Annotated in this window: 17 protein-coding genes and 1 pseudogene; 9 read left to right on the plus strand and 9 right to left on the minus strand. The window is 53.3% G+C overall.

The window, feature by feature from the left end; translation table 11 throughout:
- Positions 1-6: 6 nt before the first annotated feature.
- Entirely contained in the window at positions 7-612 is a 606-nt protein-coding gene (locus ACMGEE_RS02455; protein WP_369894726.1) for a helix-turn-helix domain-containing protein, read from the minus strand.
- A 43-nt stretch (positions 613-655) separates the two neighbouring features.
- Between ACMGEE_RS02455 and ACMGEE_RS02460 the strand changes: the two genes are divergently transcribed.
- The 4 genes from ACMGEE_RS02460 to ACMGEE_RS02475 all read left to right on the plus strand — a co-directional run bounded on the left by ACMGEE_RS02460 (position 656) and on the right by ACMGEE_RS02475 (position 3,584).
- Positions 656-1,363 carry a B3/B4 domain-containing protein gene (locus ACMGEE_RS02460; RefSeq protein ID WP_436829608.1) on the plus strand — a complete coding sequence of 236 codons (708 nt, stop codon included), beginning with the start codon at positions 656-658 and terminating at the stop codon, positions 1,361-1,363.
- A gap of 463 nt (positions 1,364-1,826) precedes the next feature.
- A complete protein-coding gene (locus tag ACMGEE_RS02465; RefSeq protein ID WP_369894728.1) occupies positions 1,827-2,594 on the plus strand; it encodes a hypothetical protein in 768 nt (255 codons plus the stop codon).
- A gap of 349 nt (positions 2,595-2,943) precedes the next feature.
- Positions 2,944-3,171: a hypothetical protein gene (locus ACMGEE_RS02470; RefSeq protein WP_436829609.1), complete on the plus strand. Its 228-nt coding sequence runs from the start codon at positions 2,944-2,946 to the stop codon at positions 3,169-3,171.
- Positions 3,168-3,584 carry a putative T6SS immunity periplasmic lipoprotein gene (locus tag ACMGEE_RS02475; protein WP_436829610.1) on the plus strand — a complete coding sequence of 139 codons (417 nt, stop codon included), beginning with the start codon at positions 3,168-3,170 and terminating at the stop codon, positions 3,582-3,584. The genes ACMGEE_RS02470 and ACMGEE_RS02475 overlap by 4 nt, the downstream gene beginning before the upstream one ends.
- Positions 3,585-3,711: 127 nt before the next feature.
- Here ACMGEE_RS02475 and ACMGEE_RS02480 read toward each other — a convergent pair whose 3' ends face one another.
- The 3 genes from ACMGEE_RS02480 to ACMGEE_RS02490 are packed head-to-tail and all read right to left on the minus strand — an operon-like array spanning position 3,712 to position 6,226.
- Complete coding sequence (locus ACMGEE_RS02480; RefSeq protein ID WP_253454205.1) at positions 3,712-4,524, minus strand: MetQ/NlpA family ABC transporter substrate-binding protein; 813 nt, start codon at positions 4,522-4,524, stop codon at positions 3,712-3,714.
- Between the two features lie 18 nt (positions 4,525-4,542).
- Positions 4,543-5,211: a methionine ABC transporter permease gene (locus ACMGEE_RS02485; protein ID WP_370734038.1), complete on the minus strand. Its 669-nt coding sequence runs from the start codon at positions 5,209-5,211 to the stop codon at positions 4,543-4,545.
- Entirely contained in the window at positions 5,204-6,226 is a 1,023-nt protein-coding gene (locus ACMGEE_RS02490) for a methionine ABC transporter ATP-binding protein (RefSeq protein WP_253454209.1), read from the minus strand. Before ACMGEE_RS02490 ends, ACMGEE_RS02485 begins: the two co-directional genes overlap by 8 nt.
- Before the next feature lie 550 nt (positions 6,227-6,776).
- On the opposite strand from ACMGEE_RS02490, the gene ACMGEE_RS02495 reads away from it, so the two are divergent.
- On the plus strand, positions 6,777-9,173 hold the full coding sequence (locus tag ACMGEE_RS02495; protein WP_369894731.1) for a membrane-bound PQQ-dependent dehydrogenase, glucose/quinate/shikimate family: 2,397 nt from the start codon (positions 6,777-6,779) through the stop codon (positions 9,171-9,173).
- A gap of 148 nt (positions 9,174-9,321) precedes the next feature.
- Here ACMGEE_RS02495 and ACMGEE_RS02500 read toward each other — a convergent pair.
- Together ACMGEE_RS02500 and ACMGEE_RS02505 are read right to left on the minus strand one after the other, a co-directional pair.
- Positions 9,322-9,510 (minus strand): annotated as a pseudogene (locus ACMGEE_RS02500) (hypothetical protein); the annotation flags it as partial.
- 219 nt (positions 9,511-9,729) lie between these two features.
- Positions 9,730-9,906, minus strand: a complete 177-nt coding sequence (locus ACMGEE_RS02505; protein WP_125287532.1) for a con-10 family general stress protein — start codon at positions 9,904-9,906, stop codon at positions 9,730-9,732.
- Between the two features lie 618 nt (positions 9,907-10,524).
- Here ACMGEE_RS02505 and ACMGEE_RS02510 point away from each other — a divergent pair.
- The 3 genes from ACMGEE_RS02510 (at position 10,525) to ACMGEE_RS02520 (ending at position 12,722) form a co-directional block, all read left to right on the plus strand.
- The gene (locus tag ACMGEE_RS02510) at positions 10,525-10,869 is read left to right on the plus strand and encodes a hypothetical protein (RefSeq protein WP_253454213.1); all 345 of its coding nucleotides are present in this window, start codon (positions 10,525-10,527) and stop codon (positions 10,867-10,869) included.
- Between the two features lie 93 nt (positions 10,870-10,962).
- Positions 10,963-12,177, plus strand: a complete 1,215-nt coding sequence (locus ACMGEE_RS02515) for a zinc-dependent alcohol dehydrogenase (RefSeq protein WP_436829611.1) — start codon at positions 10,963-10,965, stop codon at positions 12,175-12,177.
- 50 nt (positions 12,178-12,227) lie between these two features.
- Positions 12,228-12,722 carry a CinA family protein gene (locus ACMGEE_RS02520; RefSeq protein ID WP_253454217.1) on the plus strand — a complete coding sequence of 165 codons (495 nt, stop codon included), beginning with the start codon at positions 12,228-12,230 and terminating at the stop codon, positions 12,720-12,722.
- A 39-nt stretch (positions 12,723-12,761) separates the two neighbouring features.
- Here ACMGEE_RS02520 and ACMGEE_RS02525 read toward each other — a convergent pair whose 3' ends face one another.
- The 3 genes from ACMGEE_RS02525 to ACMGEE_RS02535 all read right to left on the minus strand — a co-directional run bounded on the left by ACMGEE_RS02525 (position 12,762) and on the right by ACMGEE_RS02535 (position 14,922).
- On the minus strand, positions 12,762-13,157 hold the full coding sequence (locus ACMGEE_RS02525; RefSeq protein WP_436829612.1) for a YgiW/YdeI family stress tolerance OB fold protein: 396 nt from the start codon (positions 13,155-13,157) through the stop codon (positions 12,762-12,764).
- 100 nt (positions 13,158-13,257) lie between these two features.
- Positions 13,258-13,467, minus strand: a complete 210-nt coding sequence (locus ACMGEE_RS02530) for a DUF2767 family protein (protein ID WP_125287527.1) — start codon at positions 13,465-13,467, stop codon at positions 13,258-13,260.
- Between the two features lie 141 nt (positions 13,468-13,608).
- Positions 13,609-14,922: a CitMHS family transporter gene (locus tag ACMGEE_RS02535; RefSeq protein ID WP_436829613.1), complete on the minus strand. Its 1,314-nt coding sequence runs from the start codon at positions 14,920-14,922 to the stop codon at positions 13,609-13,611.
- Positions 14,923-15,554: 632 nt separating this feature from the next.
- Here ACMGEE_RS02535 and ACMGEE_RS02540 point away from each other — a divergent pair.
- Positions 15,555-17,102 carry a methyl-accepting chemotaxis protein gene (locus ACMGEE_RS02540; RefSeq protein ID WP_301250847.1) on the plus strand — a complete coding sequence of 516 codons (1,548 nt, stop codon included), beginning with the start codon at positions 15,555-15,557 and terminating at the stop codon, positions 17,100-17,102.
- Positions 17,103-17,131 lie beyond the last annotated feature (29 nt).

A 17,131-nucleotide genomic window follows, 5' to 3' on the forward strand; every position in this document is an offset into this window, starting at 1 on the left:
TTTCTTTTAGCCCCGATGCAGCTCGGCCACGGTCATCGTAAAGATCAGCAGGCTCTGAGTCTCGTTGGCATAGCGGTGCGCCATATCCGTTCTGGCGACGGCCGAGCAGCCCGCGTTAACCGTCAGCGCGGCGCTTTCGGTTTGCAGGTTTAGCGTGCCTTCTTCGACATGCAGCAGCTCCAGCGTGCCCGCCGGATGACCCGTAGAGGAAAAGCTTTCGCCCGGATGCATTTCCCAGCGCCACAGCTCAATCATATCCGGCCCACGCGTGCCGGCCAGCAGCCGCGCGGAACCGCCCTTTTCGCCCTGCCATAGCGTAGGGATCTCCTTGCGAGTGATAAGCCATGCAGAAGGCGAATCGGTAACGTTGACGATATCCGCCACCGACAAGCCAAGCGCGGCGGCGATTTTACATAAAATACCGATACTGGGGTTCGCCGTGCCCTTTTCGGTTTCCACCAGCATCCCTTTACTGACCCCCGCGCGGCGGGCCAGCTCGTCCAGCGAAAGCTTTTGCGCCTTGCGATGGGTTTTAATACTGCGCGAGACGGCAGCGCTGACGCTGTCGATATCGGCCCCTGCCTCGGTCGTTTTATTGACTTTTTTGGTCATCGGTCATTACTATAGGATAAATTAGTCACCGAAGGATTATGGAATGATTTCAGTCACCCCGTCAATCGCCCCGGCTATTGCCGACCTTGCACCGGGCTTTCGCGCCCTGAGTATCACCGTAAAAGCCGCGCCGCTGGCCGATCCCTCGATCGCACAAGCGTTTCTTACCCAGGCCTGCGAGGCGGTGCTTGCCGATTCGCCTGCCTGGGCGGCAGCGCACCTGGCCGACTGGGCGGAAACGTTTAAAAAGTTCGGTGCCAAACCCAAGCGCGCACCCTGTTCGGCGGAAGCGCTGAGGAAACGCGTGCAGCGCGACGGCACGCTGCCGGGCATCGATCCAGTGGTCGATCTGTATAACGCTATCAGCCTTCGCTACGCCATTCCGGTCGGCGGCGAGAATATTGCCGCCTATGTGGGCCAGCCGCGCCTGGTAATAGCCGACGGCAGCGAGCTGTTTGATACGGTTAAAGAAGGCAGCGCGGCCGTGGAATCACCGGAGGTCGGTGAAGTTATCTGGCGTGACGACCAGGGCGTGACCTGTCGCCGCTGGAACTGGCGTCAGGGCGTGCGTACCCGGCTGGATGCCCAGGCCACGCAAATGTGGTTTGTACTGGAAAGCCTGCCGTCAATGCCGTATGAGGCGCTGCTGGAAGCGGGTGATGAGCTGATCCGCGGCCTGACGCTGATGATGCCGGGCGTGCAGACGGAGGTAAAAACGATTGGGTCGGGCTGTTTAAATAGCGGCATCTGATTTTGATGCCGGCAGCGCCAGATTATTATGGCGCTGCGCTTTCATATAAAAGCCGCCGACGATACTTTTCATAATTATCAAAAAATAAGTCGTAAACCAGTGCATAAAAAAGAGAGATCGCCCTCCCGAAAAGAAAGATTCTGCTTTTGCTGTAAAAGCAGGGAATGATAGAGTTCTTCAGCTTATATCAGATACTGGATCCCCATCGACAGTGACACTGGCGCATCAAATTCCGGCCAGAAGCCGTCCGAGTTCGGCCGAGCCAGAACCCGCCGCCGGTTTCTTAATTGCTCTCTTTGCCGCCCACGCTGCACCCTTGTAAGAACTGTTTTTATACACAGCAGTTTTGCCATCGCAATCTGACAAGCAAAACAGTAATGCGGCTGAGTTCCATGTTTACATAATGACCAAAAAACCACATAGTAACTGAGGCATTCAAAGGAGATAACGCACAGGAGTGAGCATGAGTTATAACGCAGCAATAATAAAGAAACTGGAAGCCGAGAACTATCTGGCTTTAGTTCTGGAAAAAGGAGTCAAGGAAGTAGGTAGAGAAGCGTTAAAACAAGGCGAATTGATATACAACGGAGTCGAACGTCTAAGTTGGTATTCATCATGTTTAAGAGAAAATTATCAGGATGTTTGTGAGAAAATCAGAAAAGAAGATGTAAGGTTTATTAGGTCCATCTTGAAAATTATTCCGACCTTTCATTTTAAATTACCGCATATTGGCTTTGAATTCGGAGAAAAGAAAAATAATTACTCCGACGTACAGGTCAAAGATAATGTTATAAAATACATGCTAAAAATATTTACTGAAGACGTATTTAGCGAGATTCATTATGAGAGGAGATTAAATTTAAACAGAATCCTGACAAAGCTTAGCGCCGATTATGCAACTGTGAATTTCACAAATCGCTCTATTGCTTACTCTATTGCGTCTGCAATTTATATGAGCGCAGGACTAAGGGCAACGCTGGAAAGCACATTGACCAGTATATCCAGGAAAAGCACCACTGTTTTAGGTGGTTATGGTTACGTAAAAATTGCTATTGACGCTGCAGACCGGCTAAAATTAATCAACCCTATCCTGTACACAAAATTTTATAATACTGAAGTAGAAATGCTCTATTTTCTGATAGAGCCCGTTGTCACAAAAATAGATCATAAATTTCGGCACGCATTAACTGACGAACAAATCGCATCGGATATAGTGAGGCTCATAAAATGAAAAAGGCATTTAAATTCCTATGGAAGGATATTTTATGGGATATTTTCTGTTTTCGCTTACCGTTACTTTTGACTTTTATATTTTCATTTATCGTTTTTAATTTTTGGGATGGTTATGAACTAATTAAAATAATTATTTTCTTCATCACCTCAAATATAATATGTGATATATTTTTTAATAAAATCATAAAATAAATCCCGTCGTTTTCCGGGTCTGGTGTAGTCGCAAACGCTATAACCCCATCAGAAAAAAGGAGATAAAAGGAAAAGCAGTGAGATCAAAAAAATCAATACAGACCACAAAACTGCTCGCCCCAGGTTGCGAATATTTTGCCTGAAACGGTGTTTTTATGCTGTTCCTTTATTCTTGCCTCGCCACCGCCAATACTTTTGAGTTCAGGTTAGAAGCTCAGGCCTGCATCATTGCCGACTATTTCTGGCTAATAACATTTGGCCGATCGAATTTTGAAGCGGTAGCTAACTTCGAGGGTCTTATCGGGCCCGATCTTCTTGCTAAGTATGAATGGGTAATGCGGGGATTTCTGAGCGACCCTTCAGCTAAAAGGAATTTACCATGATAAAAATAACGCTAGCCTGCGTGCTGCTGGTAAGCGGCTGTCACCTTGAAAAGCCTTACTTTTACCCGCTGGATGTCGTGCTAAAAGAAAACATGCCTTGCTTTTCCGCGCCTTATAATATTCAAAAAAAAAGCCGCCTGCTCCAAAACAGAGGCGTATCCGTAACAAAAATCACCGGAAAAAAAGGGCAAATCTTCTGGCAGTCTGAACCTCAGTCTACCTTGCCTGTGATTCCGGCAGGCGAATGCGTTTCTTATCCTGACATTAACTGGCAGGAGGGCGATTACGCCATACTTATGGGAATATCCACGAATAACGATGCTGAAAGATACAGGTTAAGCAAGAGTATCCGGCTGCAAAAAGATAAAGCAGGCAATTTTATGCTGCAGGAGATCCGGCAGCCTGATTTATAATATCGTCGTTCCTTTAGCCATATACAACAAAGGCACTGCCCGTTTTCTGTGCTGACTGATGGAGGTTATGTAAGTGTGCGAGCGCCAAAAACAGGCCGGTTTCCCGGCCTTTTTTATTAAACAGCAATCAGTTATTAACAGGAATAACCGCGCCTTTATATTTGGTGCGGATCCAGTCCTGGATTTGCTTAGAATGCAGCACCGTCACCAGCGCTTTAATATCCGGCTTGTTTTCGTCGCCGCGATGCACGGTGATAATATTGGCGTAAGGGTTATTTTCGCCGCTCTCAACTGCAATCGGATCTTTTACCGGATCCAGGCCTGCGTCGATAGCGTAGTTGGCGTTAATTACTACCGCATCGCCTTCGTCGTTATTATACATTTGCGGCAGCAGTGCGCCTTCCACGTTAGCCAGGAACTTCAGATGTTTCGGGTTTTCCACGATATCGCTGATGCGCGCGTCAACTTTGCTCACGCCCGGCTTCAGTTTGATGACGCCTTCTTTCTCAAAGATAGAAAGGATACGCCCTTCTTCCGATACCGCGTCGCGCATAATAACTTTGCCGTTCTGCGGCAGGTCTTTCAGCGATTTGTACTTTTTAGAGTAGATGCCAATCGGCTCGATATGGATTGCGCCCGCGCTGACAAAATCATAGCTCTTGTCGTCGGCATGATCTTTCAGCACGCTGTTCAGATAAGGTACGTGCTGGAAATAGTTCGCATCGATATCGCGGCTGGCCAGCGCGGTGTTCGGCAGGATGTAGTCCTGGAAAGGTTTGATTTCCAGATCGATGCCCTGCTTCGCCAGAATCGGCTTAGCCTGCTCCAGGATTTCCGCGTGCGGCACGTTGGATGCGCCGATGGTCAGGGTGTCTGCCCATGCGCTCAGGCTCAGCGCCCCCAGGGTTGCCGCAGCCAGCAGCGTCAGTGTCTTTTTCATTATTACTTCCTTCGTGAGTTAGCGTTTGTCGAGCCGTGTTGTGATGAAATCGCCAATAAACTGAATAATAAAAACGATAATCAGGATCATAACCGTCGCCACCAGCGTGACATCGCTGTGGTTGCGCTGGAAGCCCTCCAGATAGGCCAGGTTACCCAAACCGCCCGCGCCGATCACCCCGGCCATCGCGCTGTAGCTGACCAGCGCAATCAGCGTTACCGTCATACCGGAAACCAGCGCCGGTGAAGATTCCGGCAGCAGTACGCGAAAGATCAGCGTGCTCAGCCGCGCGCCCATTGAGCGGGAAGCCTCAATCACGCCTTTATCCACTTCGCGCAGGCCAATTTCGACCAGTCGGGCATAGAACGGCGCCGCCCCAACAATCAGCGCGGGCAAAGCCGCATCCGCGCCCAGAATGGTGCCGATTAACGTTTTGGTGAACGGGATCAGCAAAACAATCAGGATAATAAAAGGAATGGAGCGGAAGACGTTAACCAGTACCGAAATCACCGAATAAACGGCGCGGTTCTGAAACAGGCCGCCGCGCGCGGTCAGAAACAGCGCCAGACCGAACAAAATGCCCAGCACAAAGGTCGCCACGCCGGACAGCGAGGTCATATACAGGGTTTCACAGGTTGCCGCCCAAAGCTGATCAAGCTTCAGATGGGGGAAAAGAGTCTCAGTCATGAACCACCTCGGTCGTAATGGCGTGGGCGTGTAAATCGGCCAGGATGTTTTCCAGCGCGCTGCCGGTGGCGGCAACCTGTAACCACAGCTCGCCGAAAGTGCCGTTGGTGGTTTGCGTCATCTTGCCGTGCAAAATATTAAAAGGCGTGCCGTATTTCAGCGTCAGTTCGCCTACGATCGGCTGCTGCGTGTTCTGGCCGACAAAGGTCAGCTTCAGCACGCTGCCCGCCGTGCGGTCAATCAGTTCAGGGTTAAACGGCGTCTCGGCGCTGCTGTACTCTGCCGTTTGCTTGACGAACTGTCGGGTAATCGGCTGCTGCGGATGAGTAAATACCGACAGCACTTCGCCTTCTTCCACGATTCTGCCCGCTTCCATCACCGCCACGCGGTGACAGATTTTACGCACTACGTGCATTTCATGCGTAATCAGCACGATAGTCAGCTTTAGCTTGCGGTTGATATCCAGCAGCAGATCGAGAATGGCGTCGGTTGTCTGTGGATCCAGCGCCGAAGTCGCCTCATCGCACAGCAACACTTCCGGATTATTGGCCAGTGCGCGAGCGATACCTACGCGCTGCTTCTGCCCGCCGCTCAGCTGAGCAGGATAGGCGTGCTCTTTACCCTTCAGGCCGACCAGTTCGATCAGCTCCTGCACGCGCGTTTTGATGGCGGCTTTGGGCGCGCCGGCGATTTGCAGCGAAAAGGCAATATTTTCGCTGACGGTACGCGACCAGAGCAGGTTGAAGTGCTGAAACACCATGCTGATTTTCAGACGCGCCTGACGCAGCGCCTCGCCCTTCGCCTGCGCGATATCTTTACCTGCAATAGTGACGCTGCCGGAAGTCGGTTTTTCCAGTCCGTTCAGCAGGCGGATCAGCGTACTTTTCCCCGCGCCGCTGTAGCCGATAATGCCGTAAATCTGCCCCTGTTCGACGTTGAGATTCACATCATCAACCGCCGTCACCGGGCCAGCCGCGGCGTGAAAGGTTTTGGAAACATTACGCAAAACTATCATTTGTCGCCTGTTTTATCCCGTGTTGTGCAGCCCGCAGGCTGGTCAATAAACTGACTATTTTTAATATGTTATTGGTGATGCTTATGATACGGGATAGCGTCAGGCCGGTCGCGGGTCAGCAAAGACCCAAATACCATGATATATAGCCAAAAGGCATAACGTAGCGGCCTGCCCGTTTCATCATCAATGTTACAGCTATTTTACCGTCAGGGCGTTTTCCAGCGGTTTTATTCAACAAACGAGCTGGTTATTAACAGTATTAACTGGAGCGCAATGTTACCAGCTATTAATGCAATTTGCCGGTATTGCCGTCTGGATGGCTATCAACCGCGCAATAAACAACCACCTCTTAAGGGAAACGCAGATCAAAAAGCAGCCTTCCTGGCTGCCAATAGCCAACGGTAAGATTTTGAGACAATAATCCTTACATGCTAATCAATTGAAAAATAGAACTATTAAAGACAAGCACGCCGCTCTCCCCACCCGCTATCTTTGCAAAACTTTGCATCCTCTATGCTTGCCTTACCTGTTACTCACTTATCAAGACCTTATGCAGAAAAAATTTTGGTTCACCCTACCTGCCATCACTGGGATCGTCGTTAGCCTGTTCGGCCTGGCTTTCCTGGTGCTCGGCGGCTGGCTGGCAACGCTGGGCGGCACGCCCTGGTACCTGATTTTCGGCGCCGGTTTCTTCCTTAGCGGCATTTTTATCGTTAAACGCCGTCCGGCCGGTCTTTGGCTTTACCTGCTCTCCTTTCTGATTTGCGTAGCCTGGTCGCTGTATGAAGTCGGTCTGGACGGCTGGAAGCTGATGCCGCGCCTTTTCGCGCTGGCCGTACTGGGCGTCTGGTGCAGCCTGCCGTGGATCGTCCGACCGGTGATGCACACGCAGCGCCGCGCGGGCACGCTGGCTGGCGTGGTCTATCTGGCCGCTATCGTGCTGGTCTTCTGGTCAGGCTGGCACGTAACGGCAACTCGCTTTGTGCATCATCAGCCCGTGCCGGCAGCTCAGGCCGCGATCGCAACCGATAACGATAATGACTGGCAGCATTATGGCCGTACGCGCGATGGCCAGCGCTTTTCGCCACTGACGCAGATTACGCCCGCCAATGTCAGCCAGCTGCAGCCCGCCTGGCAGTTCCATACCGGCGATACCCTGCGTAAAGGGGAAGATAAAGCGGGACGCGAGTTCAGCTTTGAAGTGACGCCGATTAAGGTTGGCAACACGCTCTTTATCTGTACGCCGCATCGCCAGGTGATTGCGCTTGACGCCACCAGCGGCAAACAGCGCTGGAAGTTTGATCCCAAAGTAGACACCTCGGCCAATGAATATCTGGCCTGCCGCGGCGTGGCTTACAGCAAGGCGGTGGATGACAGCACCTGCCCGGAAAAAATCATCACCACCACCAGCGATGCCCGCATGGTGGCGCTGAATGCGCAAACCGGCGAACCTTGCGCCTCGTTTGGCAACAAGGGCTATGTCAGCCTGACCGACCATATGGGCCAGGTGCCGCCGGGCTTCCATTTTATTACCTCGCAGCCGATGGTGATGGAAGGCCGCATCGTGCTGGGCGGCTGGATATACGATAACCAGACCACCGGCGAACCTTCCGGCGTGGTACGCGCTTATGACGTAAAAACCGGCCAGCTCTCCTGGGCCTGGGACCTGGGCAGAACGCCGCAGAACGCGCCGCTGAAGCCTGGCGAAGAGTATACGCACGGCACGCCTAACGGCTGGGGAACCTATACGGCGGACGAAAAGCTGGGCCTGATTTATATTCCGCTGGGCAACGCGACGCCGGATTATTACGGCGGCAAACGGCGACCTTTTGACGAGAAGTATTCCAGCGCGCTGGTGGCACTGGATATTCATACGGGTGAAGAGCGCTGGCATTTCCAGACCGTGCATCATGACGTCTGGGATTTCGACGTGCCGGTTGGCCCAACGCTGGTTGACCTGCCGGGCAAAAATGGCGAAACCGTGCCTGCGCTGGTGCAGACCACCAAAATGGGCAAGCTGTTCCTGCTGGATCGCCGCAACGGCAAACCGCTGGCGCAGGTGGATGAGAAGCCGGTGCCGACCTCGCCCTCGCTGCCGGGCGAGCATTTGTCACCTACGCAGCCGGATCCGGTCGGCATGCCGAGCCTTGCACCGCCAAATCTGGAAGAAACCGATATGTGGGGCGCGACGCCGATCGATCAGCTGATCTGCCGCATTCAGTTCCACCGCTATCGCTATCAGGGCCAATATACGCCGCCTGCGGAAGGCACCTCTATCGCCTATCCTGCGTTTGACGGCGTGATGGACTGGTACGGCGCTTCGGTGGATCCGCAGCGGCATTTACTGATTGCCAACACCAGCTACATCCCTTTCACCATGGAGCTGATGAAGCATGACGAGGCGATCAAACAGGGCCTGATGAAGCCGTGGGCAGGCTGGGCCAGCGGGCAATCCTATCCGAAACCGAAAGAGTTCGCCGTAGGGCCGCAGTATGGCACCGGCTGGGCGGCCGTGGTGAAACCCTGGCTGACGGCACTGGGCGCACCTTGCAGCGCGCCGCCGTGGGGCAAGCTGATCGCCATCGATCTTAACACCCGTAAAATCGCCTGGGAAAGACCGGCGGGCACCACGCGTAATATGAATATTTTCGGCACTCATACCAACGCGCCGTTGCCGACCGGCATTTTTATGATGGGCGGCAACATCATTACCCGCAGCGGGCTGATATTTATGGGCGCTACGGCGGATAACTACCTGCGCGCTTTTGACGAAGCCACGGGCCACGAGCTGTGGAAAGCCAAACTGCCAGCGGGCGGCCAGGCGACGCCGATGACCTATACCGGTAAGGACGGTCGTCAGTATGTGGTGATTGCGGCAGGCGGGCACGGCGGGCTGGGTACCACTTCCGGCGATGCGCTGGTCGCGTACGCGCTACCGAAAGAGTAAGCATAAAAAACCCCACGGCATCGTGGGGTTTCTTTCAGTTCGTCCCTGCATCCAGACGTTTTAGCGGTCAGGATATCTCTTCCGGAAGCAGCACATGTCTTTGCTTTTTCTTGCGTTCTTCCTCGTCCGGCGGCGTTTTGCGCGTGTGTTTGAGCATGGCAACGTGGCGGGCGAAATCCTCATGAACCTCTTTGCTTTGTAAATTCACCGACGCCGCACCGTCTTCATCGATCAAAATACGTTCGCCGTCATCTTTAGCTTCCTGCATATCATTGCGGGACATGGCGTTAAGCAACCTTTCCGGGCTGGTAAATACGCTGGCGATCATTTTTAACACGGGCTCTCCTTTTCTGAGCGGGCATTTGCAGATAGCGCTTATTGCAAGCTTTACTGCCGATAGCGGTTATTCTTCTTCTTAAACCAGTATAGAGGAATATTCAGGGCTGAGTTATCAGGAGACGGAAGTATCAGAGGGAGTGAAACAGAGGGGAAGCACAACCGCCACCGCCCGGAGGGCCGATGGCGGCGAGCCTGCGCGCGGCAGGCGCATTACTTTTTAGCTGCGGCGGCTCTTCTCGCCACCTTTTTTACCGGCTTCAGAGGCTTTTTCACGGTCGTTTTTAAAGCTGCCGCTGCCGCTACTGCTCTGTCCGCCTTTTTTGCCTGCTTCTGACGCCTTTTCACGATCTTCTGCGAAATTACCCGAATTTGAATTACCACGATGCTGAGTCATACAAATGTCCTCTTCGTGTTAAATAATACTCAATGGTTTTTTCTCAATTATTTAATCCCGGGGGGAATTAAAAATCAGTGAAGGTGCTACGTAGTTAAATCTAGCAGCCACGCTTATAATTGCAAGGAAACGGCGGCATAAAAATAAGTAAAAATTATGGCTAGTTATCTCATTGATTAATAACAACAATCAGGAAAAATCTTAATCAATTTTAATTTTATATTTAAAAAATACTTATCCCGTTTCAGGAATTATTAGCTTACCCACTGAGCAAATAAATAAATATTAATCGTTCATCAATTTCTGCCGCTTCGTTATAAGCCACTGCCGCTTCGTTCTTTTTTTACTTTCTTCTGCGTAACAGCTTTGCTGATGCTTCTGCCTGGATACTGACCAGGCGCATTCCTGATAATGCCAATAACCACACAAAGAGCTGGACTTAATTAACGAATTTTTACAAAATCGGTTGAACCGCCAGTGGCTCCGCGCCAGTAAAGAGCGGACACCATTTTTTTCTTCGGCCACGGCCGGACGGCTTCAGGGAATAGCGATTCTGGTTCAGCGCGCAGCACGACTGCCGCACAATCAGCCCCTTAACTGTGCATAGTACGGTGGAGCATGGAAAAACAACATTTTCTGACCCGTTTGGGACAATGGCCGAAGATCCAGTTTTCCGAAGTGTGTATCACCGCCTGCGGCGGCAGCATCCAGCCTGAACTCTACGTGCGTGACCGCGCCGATCCACCACGCTGGCTGTTTATCCGCCGCCTTGGCGGCAGCGAGAACCATGACGGCTTACTGACCATTTACAGCCAATGGCTGGCGGAATTTCATCAACAGCGTGGCACCGATTTCTGTTTGCCGCCGCCCTTTGACAGGGCTTTTGAGAACGAGCTGCCAGCGGAAATTTCGGACGCGCCGCATAGCGCTGCATTACGGCCATCGCTTATCGCCGAACGTTAAACGCCTGTGGCCGCCTTCTTCCCGTAAAAATTTATCTATACTTTTCAGCGGACGCCTGACGCTCAGGCCCGGTAGATAAAAAAGGGAGAGCCTATGAAAGCACTAGTCTGGCATGCTGTCGGCGACATTCGTCTTGATGACGTCCCGGAGCCAGCGATAGAAAAACCAACCGATGCGGTGATCCGCCTGACGGCTTCCGCTATCTGCGGCACCGATCTGCATTTTGTTCGCGGCACCTTCAGTAAAATGCAGCCCGGCACCATTCTGGGACACGAAGGCGTCGGCGTGATTGAAGCGCTCGGCGACGATGTTCGCAATTTCGCTGTCGGCGACCGCGTGGTGGTTTGCTCGACCGTTTCCTGCGGCACCTGTCCGCCCTGTCGGGAAGGCAATACCGCCCAGTGCGACAACGCCAACCCCAACGGGCCTGCCGCCGGCACCTGCTTTTTCGGCGGCCCGGCCGCAACCGGCCCGGTAAACGGGCTTCAGGCGGAAAAAGCGCGCATTCCCTATGCCGTCAATACGCTGGTAAAAATTCCCGATAACGTCAGCGACGAGCAGGCGCTGATGGTTAGCGATATTTTCCCCACCGCCTGGTTTGGCGCGGAAGCGGGCGAAATCAAAAAAGGCGACGTTGTGGCGGTCTTCGGCTGCGGGCCGGTCGGCCAGTTCGCTATCGCCAGCGCTTTCCTCAAGGGCGCCGCCCGCGTGATTGCGGTGGACGGCCATGTCGATCGCCTGGCTATGGCGCGTCGTCAGGGTGCATTCACGGTAAATTTTGAAGAAGAAGATCCGGTAGAAACCCTTAATCGCCTGACGGGCGGCGTCGGCGCGGACTGCGCTATTGATGCAGTCGGCGTAGACAGCCAACATGCGCACCACGGCCCGGCAGCGGAAGAGGCGCAGCAAAAAGCAGAAAAATTTGCGGCGGAAGTGGATCAGGTGGCACCAGAAACGCACCCGCAGGCAGGCAACTGGGTGCCGGGCGACGCGCCCACTCAGGCGCTGGAATGGGCTATCGCCACGCTGAAAAAGGCCGGTCGTTTAAGCATTATCGGCGTTTATCCGCCGGAAGCGGAAACTTTCCCTATCGGCAAGGCGATGAATAAGAATCTGACCCTTAAGATGGGCAACTGCAACCATCACACTATTATTCCGGGCTTGCTGGAACTGGTACGCACCGGCGCCATCGATCCGGTCAAGGTATTAACGAAAGTGGAGCCGCTTAGCGACGTACTTGACGCTTATAAAGCCTTCGACAAGCGCCAGCCAGGCTGGATTAAAACCGAACTCGTGCCACAAAGCTGACAACTCTGCCCCGTCATCGCGGCGGGGCCACCAGCAACTGGAGTCTCACAATGGATAAGGAATTACTGAATACCGCCGAAAGACTCGGCAAAGTTTTACTACAGGCCGGGGCCAAAGTGGCTGCCGCCGAATCCTGCACGTCAGGTCTGGTCAGCTCTGCACTGGGCGCGGCAAGCGACAGCAGCAGCTATTTCACCAGCGGGTTTGTAACCTATACCGACAGCGCCAAACATCGCATTCTGCACGTCAGTGAAAAAACGCTCCAGGAACACACGGCGGTAAGCGAGGCGACCGCGCGCGAAATGGCAGCCGGCGCGAAAGAAGTGTCGGGCGAAAAAGCCAGCATTGCGGTTACCGGCTATGCCGGGCCGGACGGCGGCGAAGATGGCACGCCTGCGGGTACGGTGTGGTTTGGCTGGGGCCTGCCAGATGGCGAGGTACGCGCGCTGAAGCAGCATTTTTCAGGGGATTGCGAAGAGGTAGTAAGAAAAGCCGCCCTGTTTGCTCTGCAGCACCTTACTGAACTGCTGCAAAGCCAACGCTGAACGGCATTGGGCGAACCTTAGCGTTCGCCCTTGAGAGTGTTACGGATCGCCAATCTGTTTTACTGCGATTTCCGTTTGCTTATCTTTATGTTTTACAAAACCGCTCACCCGTACCAGATCTTTGGCATCGTACTTCTCTCCGCCCCAGGCTGATTCAGGGATAACCAGATTGATATTGCCTGATTTATCCTGGAAGGTATAAATATTGCCAGAAACCTTTTTGATGATATTCCCTTCCATCGTCACCCAGGAACCTTCCTTCAGCGTACGAACCGACTTCACCAGGCTCTCGTTAGTATCTTCCGAGCCTTTGTAGCCTGCATCCTGCTTGTGCGGCGGTGGCGGCGTTTCTCCCGCTTTAAATCCCCCTTTGTCCTCGGCCATCACGTTCAGGCTAAGGGCAAGCAGCGCGGCCAGCGTAAGCACTTTTTTCATAAACACTCCTTTCGTTTAAAAAGTCCGATCTTGGTTCTGCATAACTTAAGCCTGGCAGAAAGCCGCTACTTTTCAGGTACAAAGTGTAAAAAAACCTGAATTAATCAGGTTTTATCAGACGAATCGCGTGTTCCAGCACCTTCTGCTCGTCCCGATCCGCATCCGTTCGTTCATGGCGTGTTCTGACCAGCAGGTTTGCCAGGATATCCCGGCTGGTATTGTGTCCGCTTTCAGCCAGCACAATGGCCGCGTCGCCAATCACCCGACAGACTTCGTCATAATATTCTTCGCTCAATACATCACGTTTCATAAGACCTCACTTTTTAAACCGGCTTGAAGGAAAAGCCGACCAAAAGTATTAATCCTGAAACGTTGTATCGCCATTGGGCCGCCTGGCGCGGGCGACTTATTGTGATGCCGATCACAATAAATCGCCGACGTGCCTGGAGGGTTAGCGGCTGTAGAACGGGAAGGCGCCAAACAGCAGGCCGCCTACCAGCAGCGCCATACTGACCAGGATCCCCCACTTAATGGCAAAGCGCTGATGGTCGCCGATATCCACTTTCGCCAGTCCAACCAGCAGATACACCGAAGGCACCAACGGGCTGAGCAGATGGAAAGGCTGGCCGATGATTGACGCCCTGGCGATTTCTTCTGCGCTGATACCATAGTTCAGGGCTGTCTGGGCAATCACCGGCAGGATGCCGAAATAGAACGCATCGTTAGACATAAAGAAAGTGAATGGCAGGCTGACCAGCGCGGTGAAGATCGCCAGATAAGGCCCAAAGCTATGCGGGATTACCGCCAGCAGGCTTTTCGCCATTGCATCGACCATGCCGGTGCCGGACAGAATGCCGGTAAACACCCCGGCGGCGAAAATCAGCGAGGTGACCGCCAGCACGTTGCCTGCATGGGTATTGATACGCGCTTTTTGCTGTTCCAGCGAAGGGTAATTCAGCATTACCGCAATGGCAAAAGCCAGCATAAACAGGATCTGGATAGGCATCAGCCCGGTCACCAGCAGCACCAGCAGCACGGTGGTCAGAATAAAGTTAGGCCAGAACATTTTTGGCCGCCGGTTCGCTGCGCACTCCTGCGCGTCGCCCAGACCCAGCTCGATATTATCCAGATGATCGTTATCGAGCTTCATCACGCCCAGCCTTCTGCGCTCGCGGATGCCGAACAGCACCGCCATACCAACGAGTGTGACGCAACCCAGAAACATGGCGGGCAGCATAGGAATAAAGATGTCCAGCGCATCGATATGCAAGGCCGCCGCCGCGCGCGCCGTTGGGCCGCCCCACGGCGACAGATTCATAATGCCGCTGGCAAGGTTGACCAGACAGGTCATTGCCAGCACGTTCATGCCCAGCTTGCGGTAGAGCGGCAAAAACGCCGCCACGGCAATCATATAGGTGGTGGAGCTGTCGCCGTCCAGTGAAACCAGCAGCGTCAGTATCGCCGTGCCTACCAGCACCTTAAGCGGGTCGCCGCGCACGATTTTCAGGATAAAGCGTACCAGCGGGTCAAACAGTCCGGCGTCGATCATCAGGCCAAAATAGAGAATGGAAAAGGTCAGCATCACGCCCGTCGGCGCCAGCGCTTTTACGCCATTCAACATCATTTCGCCAAGCCCATGATAATAACCCGCCGCCAGTGCAAAGACCGTCGGCACGATAATCAGCGCGATCAGCGCCGACATCCTTTTGGTCATAATCAGGTACATGAAACAGGTCACCATCGAAAAACCCAGTATGGTCAGCACATTACTTCCCCTCTTTCGGATGCATATCGCAGGCTGCGGCACGACGGCCATCAGCAAAAGTTATCGTTCAGGTCCGGGCGGGTATAAAAAGTAAGACGGGCGTTTCCACCTGTCGCGTTAAGCTATTGTTTTATGGCTGTACCACCCGAATATTGATAATAATATGTAATAAAAAATCATCATTTTTTTAACAAAGAAGAGTGACGGCGATCGGCTTTACCGGCCGTGAAAACGGGTTATTGTGATTGCGATCAAACTAACCGTGGCCCTGAAAGAGTGGAAGAGAAGAAAGGGTAAACCGTTGGTGTTGCGTAGCGCCTGGATGCCTGTTCCTTTTTTGTGACAACGTAACAGATGGCTGTGAATATAGCATTGCATCCAAACCTGAAAGGTGACAACGTAACGAGCAGCATTAGCATTACTTTTAATGTTGTCCTGTAATAACCCTGCTTTTTGAAGGCTATAGATGCCCCCCTACGAATACGAAAGCCTTGCGTTACAGCGTCACGCATATATAAATCCTTGATTTGCATAATAGCCGACATATTCCTCTACCCCACCGGCCATAAAACTAAATCTTTACCGCAATTTGCCGATACAGAAAGCATCCTATTTCCTTTAAGGCTAATCAGATGTCCCTGAAAAGATCGTCGCTTTTGGTTCTGCTGTTCCTGTTTATCATTTTTTTCACCAGCATGATCGCTAACGTCTGGCTGCTGACCCGCAGCAATACGTCGCTGGATGCGGTGAATAGAGAGATCCGTGTAGTGCTGTCTATTATCGATCCTATTAACCACAGCCGTACCCTGCGCGTGCGCCTGATGGAATATATGAAAACGATGGAAAACAGCGGCGGCCTGCAGTCTGAGCAGACGATTAGCGGGCTGAATGAAGTGCTGGGCAAAGCGGACAAGGCTTTCCAGGCCTATCTGGCCGCGCCGAAGCTGGATGGCGAAGCCAGCCTGGCCGATGAGTATCGCACCACCTATGAAACTTACCGCCGTCAGGGTATCGACCCGCTGCTGGACGCGGCTAAAACCAATGACCAGGCGCGCTTTAAGGCGCAGCTGCCAACCGTCATCAGCCTGGATCACCAGTACGAAGTGGTGCTGGACAAAGTGCTTGCGCTGCACGAGCAGTACGCGAAGCGCCTGAACAGCGATGCGCAGGATCACTTCACCTTTGGTATCGGCCTGATTGTCGCCTTCGGCGTGCTGTTCCTGGTTGTTATCGCAGGCGTGTTGATGTTCCTGAAGCGCTACGTGCTTAGCCCGCTGGACAGCGCCAAAGCGCATTGCAGCCAGATTGCTCAGGGTATCCTGGATACGCCGGTGCCGGTGGTGGCCTCTTCCCGCAGCGAAATACAGGATCTGATGGGCACCATGGAGCAGATGCGCCGCTCGCTGACCGATATCATCAGCCAGGTGCGTAACTCCACGCAAACCGTGTCGCACGCCTCGCAGGAAATCGCCGCCGGTAACGTCGACCTGGCTTCGCGTACCGAGCAGCAGGCCGCCGCGCTGACGCAGACCGCCGCCAGCATGGAAGAGCTGGGCGCCACGGTGAAACAGAATACCGAAAACGTCTTTGAAGCCAGCCGTCTGACCAGCGAAGCGGTGAAGAACGCGAAAACCGGCGAAAAAGTCTCGCAGGAAGTCATCGTCACCATGGGCAAAATCAACAGCAGCTCGAAGAAGATTGAAGACATTACCGGCGTGATTAACAGCATCGCTTTCCAGACCAATATCCTGGCGCTGAACGCCGCGGTGGAAGCGGCGCGCGCGGGTGAACAGGGACGCGGCTTCGCGGTCGTGGCGGGCGAAGTTCGCAACCTGGCGCAGCGCAGCGCGGTAGCGGCAAAAGAGATTGAAAGCCTGATTGCCGAATCGGTCGCCAATATCAAAGCCGGTTCCGATCAGGTCAGCCGTACCGGCGACGCTATCGGCGCGATTATCGCCTCGGTCAGCCAGGTCGATGTACTGATGGATCATATCTCGACCGCGTCTGACGAGCAGAGCCGCGGCATCAGCCAGATTGAACAGGCGGTAACCGAGATGGACAGCGTGACCCAGCAGAACTCCGCGCTGGTGCAGGAGTCGGCAGCGGCTTCCGCCTCGCTGGAAGAGCAGGTGCACTTCCTTAACCACTCCGTTTCTACCTTCCGCCTGTCCGACGCGTAATTTTCTTACCCCCGGCATCCCGCCGGGGT

It is taken from the genome of Erwinia artemisiae (assembly GCF_051400835.1).
In the GTDB taxonomy this organism is placed as follows: domain Bacteria; phylum Pseudomonadota; class Gammaproteobacteria; order Enterobacterales; family Enterobacteriaceae; genus Erwinia; species Erwinia aeris.

Bases quoted from the DNA above. Each gene is read 5' to 3' on its own strand.
- ACMGEE_RS02455 (WP_369894726.1), bottom strand. From the start codon at position 612: ATGACCAAAAAAGTCAATAAAACGACCGAGGCAGGGGCCGATATCGAC.
- ACMGEE_RS02460 (WP_436829608.1), top strand. From the start codon at position 656: ATGATTTCAGTCACCCCGTCAATCGCCCCGGCTATTGCCGACCTTGCA.
- ACMGEE_RS02465 (WP_369894728.1), top strand. From the start codon at position 1,827: ATGAGTTATAACGCAGCAATAATAAAGAAACTGGAAGCCGAGAACTAT.
- ACMGEE_RS02470 (WP_436829609.1), top strand. From the start codon at position 2,944: ATGCTGTTCCTTTATTCTTGCCTCGCCACCGCCAATACTTTTGAGTTC.
- ACMGEE_RS02475 (WP_436829610.1), top strand. From the start codon at position 3,168: ATGATAAAAATAACGCTAGCCTGCGTGCTGCTGGTAAGCGGCTGTCAC.
- ACMGEE_RS02480 (WP_253454205.1), bottom strand. From the start codon at position 4,524: ATGAAAAAGACACTGACGCTGCTGGCTGCGGCAACCCTGGGGGCGCTG.
- ACMGEE_RS02485 (WP_370734038.1), bottom strand. From the start codon at position 5,211: ATGACTGAGACTCTTTTCCCCCATCTGAAGCTTGATCAGCTTTGGGCG.
- ACMGEE_RS02490 (WP_253454209.1), bottom strand. From the start codon at position 6,226: ATGATAGTTTTGCGTAATGTTTCCAAAACCTTTCACGCCGCGGCTGGC.
- ACMGEE_RS02495 (WP_369894731.1), top strand. From the start codon at position 6,777: ATGCAGAAAAAATTTTGGTTCACCCTACCTGCCATCACTGGGATCGTC.
- ACMGEE_RS02505 (WP_125287532.1), bottom strand. From the start codon at position 9,906: ATGACTCAGCATCGTGGTAATTCAAATTCGGGTAATTTCGCAGAAGAT.
- ACMGEE_RS02510 (WP_253454213.1), top strand. From the start codon at position 10,525: ATGGAAAAACAACATTTTCTGACCCGTTTGGGACAATGGCCGAAGATC.
- ACMGEE_RS02515 (WP_436829611.1), top strand. From the start codon at position 10,963: ATGAAAGCACTAGTCTGGCATGCTGTCGGCGACATTCGTCTTGATGAC.
- ACMGEE_RS02520 (WP_253454217.1), top strand. From the start codon at position 12,228: ATGGATAAGGAATTACTGAATACCGCCGAAAGACTCGGCAAAGTTTTA.
- ACMGEE_RS02525 (WP_436829612.1), bottom strand. From the start codon at position 13,157: ATGAAAAAAGTGCTTACGCTGGCCGCGCTGCTTGCCCTTAGCCTGAAC.
- ACMGEE_RS02530 (WP_125287527.1), bottom strand. From the start codon at position 13,467: ATGAAACGTGATGTATTGAGCGAAGAATATTATGACGAAGTCTGTCGG.
- ACMGEE_RS02540 (WP_301250847.1), top strand. From the start codon at position 15,555: ATGTCCCTGAAAAGATCGTCGCTTTTGGTTCTGCTGTTCCTGTTTATC.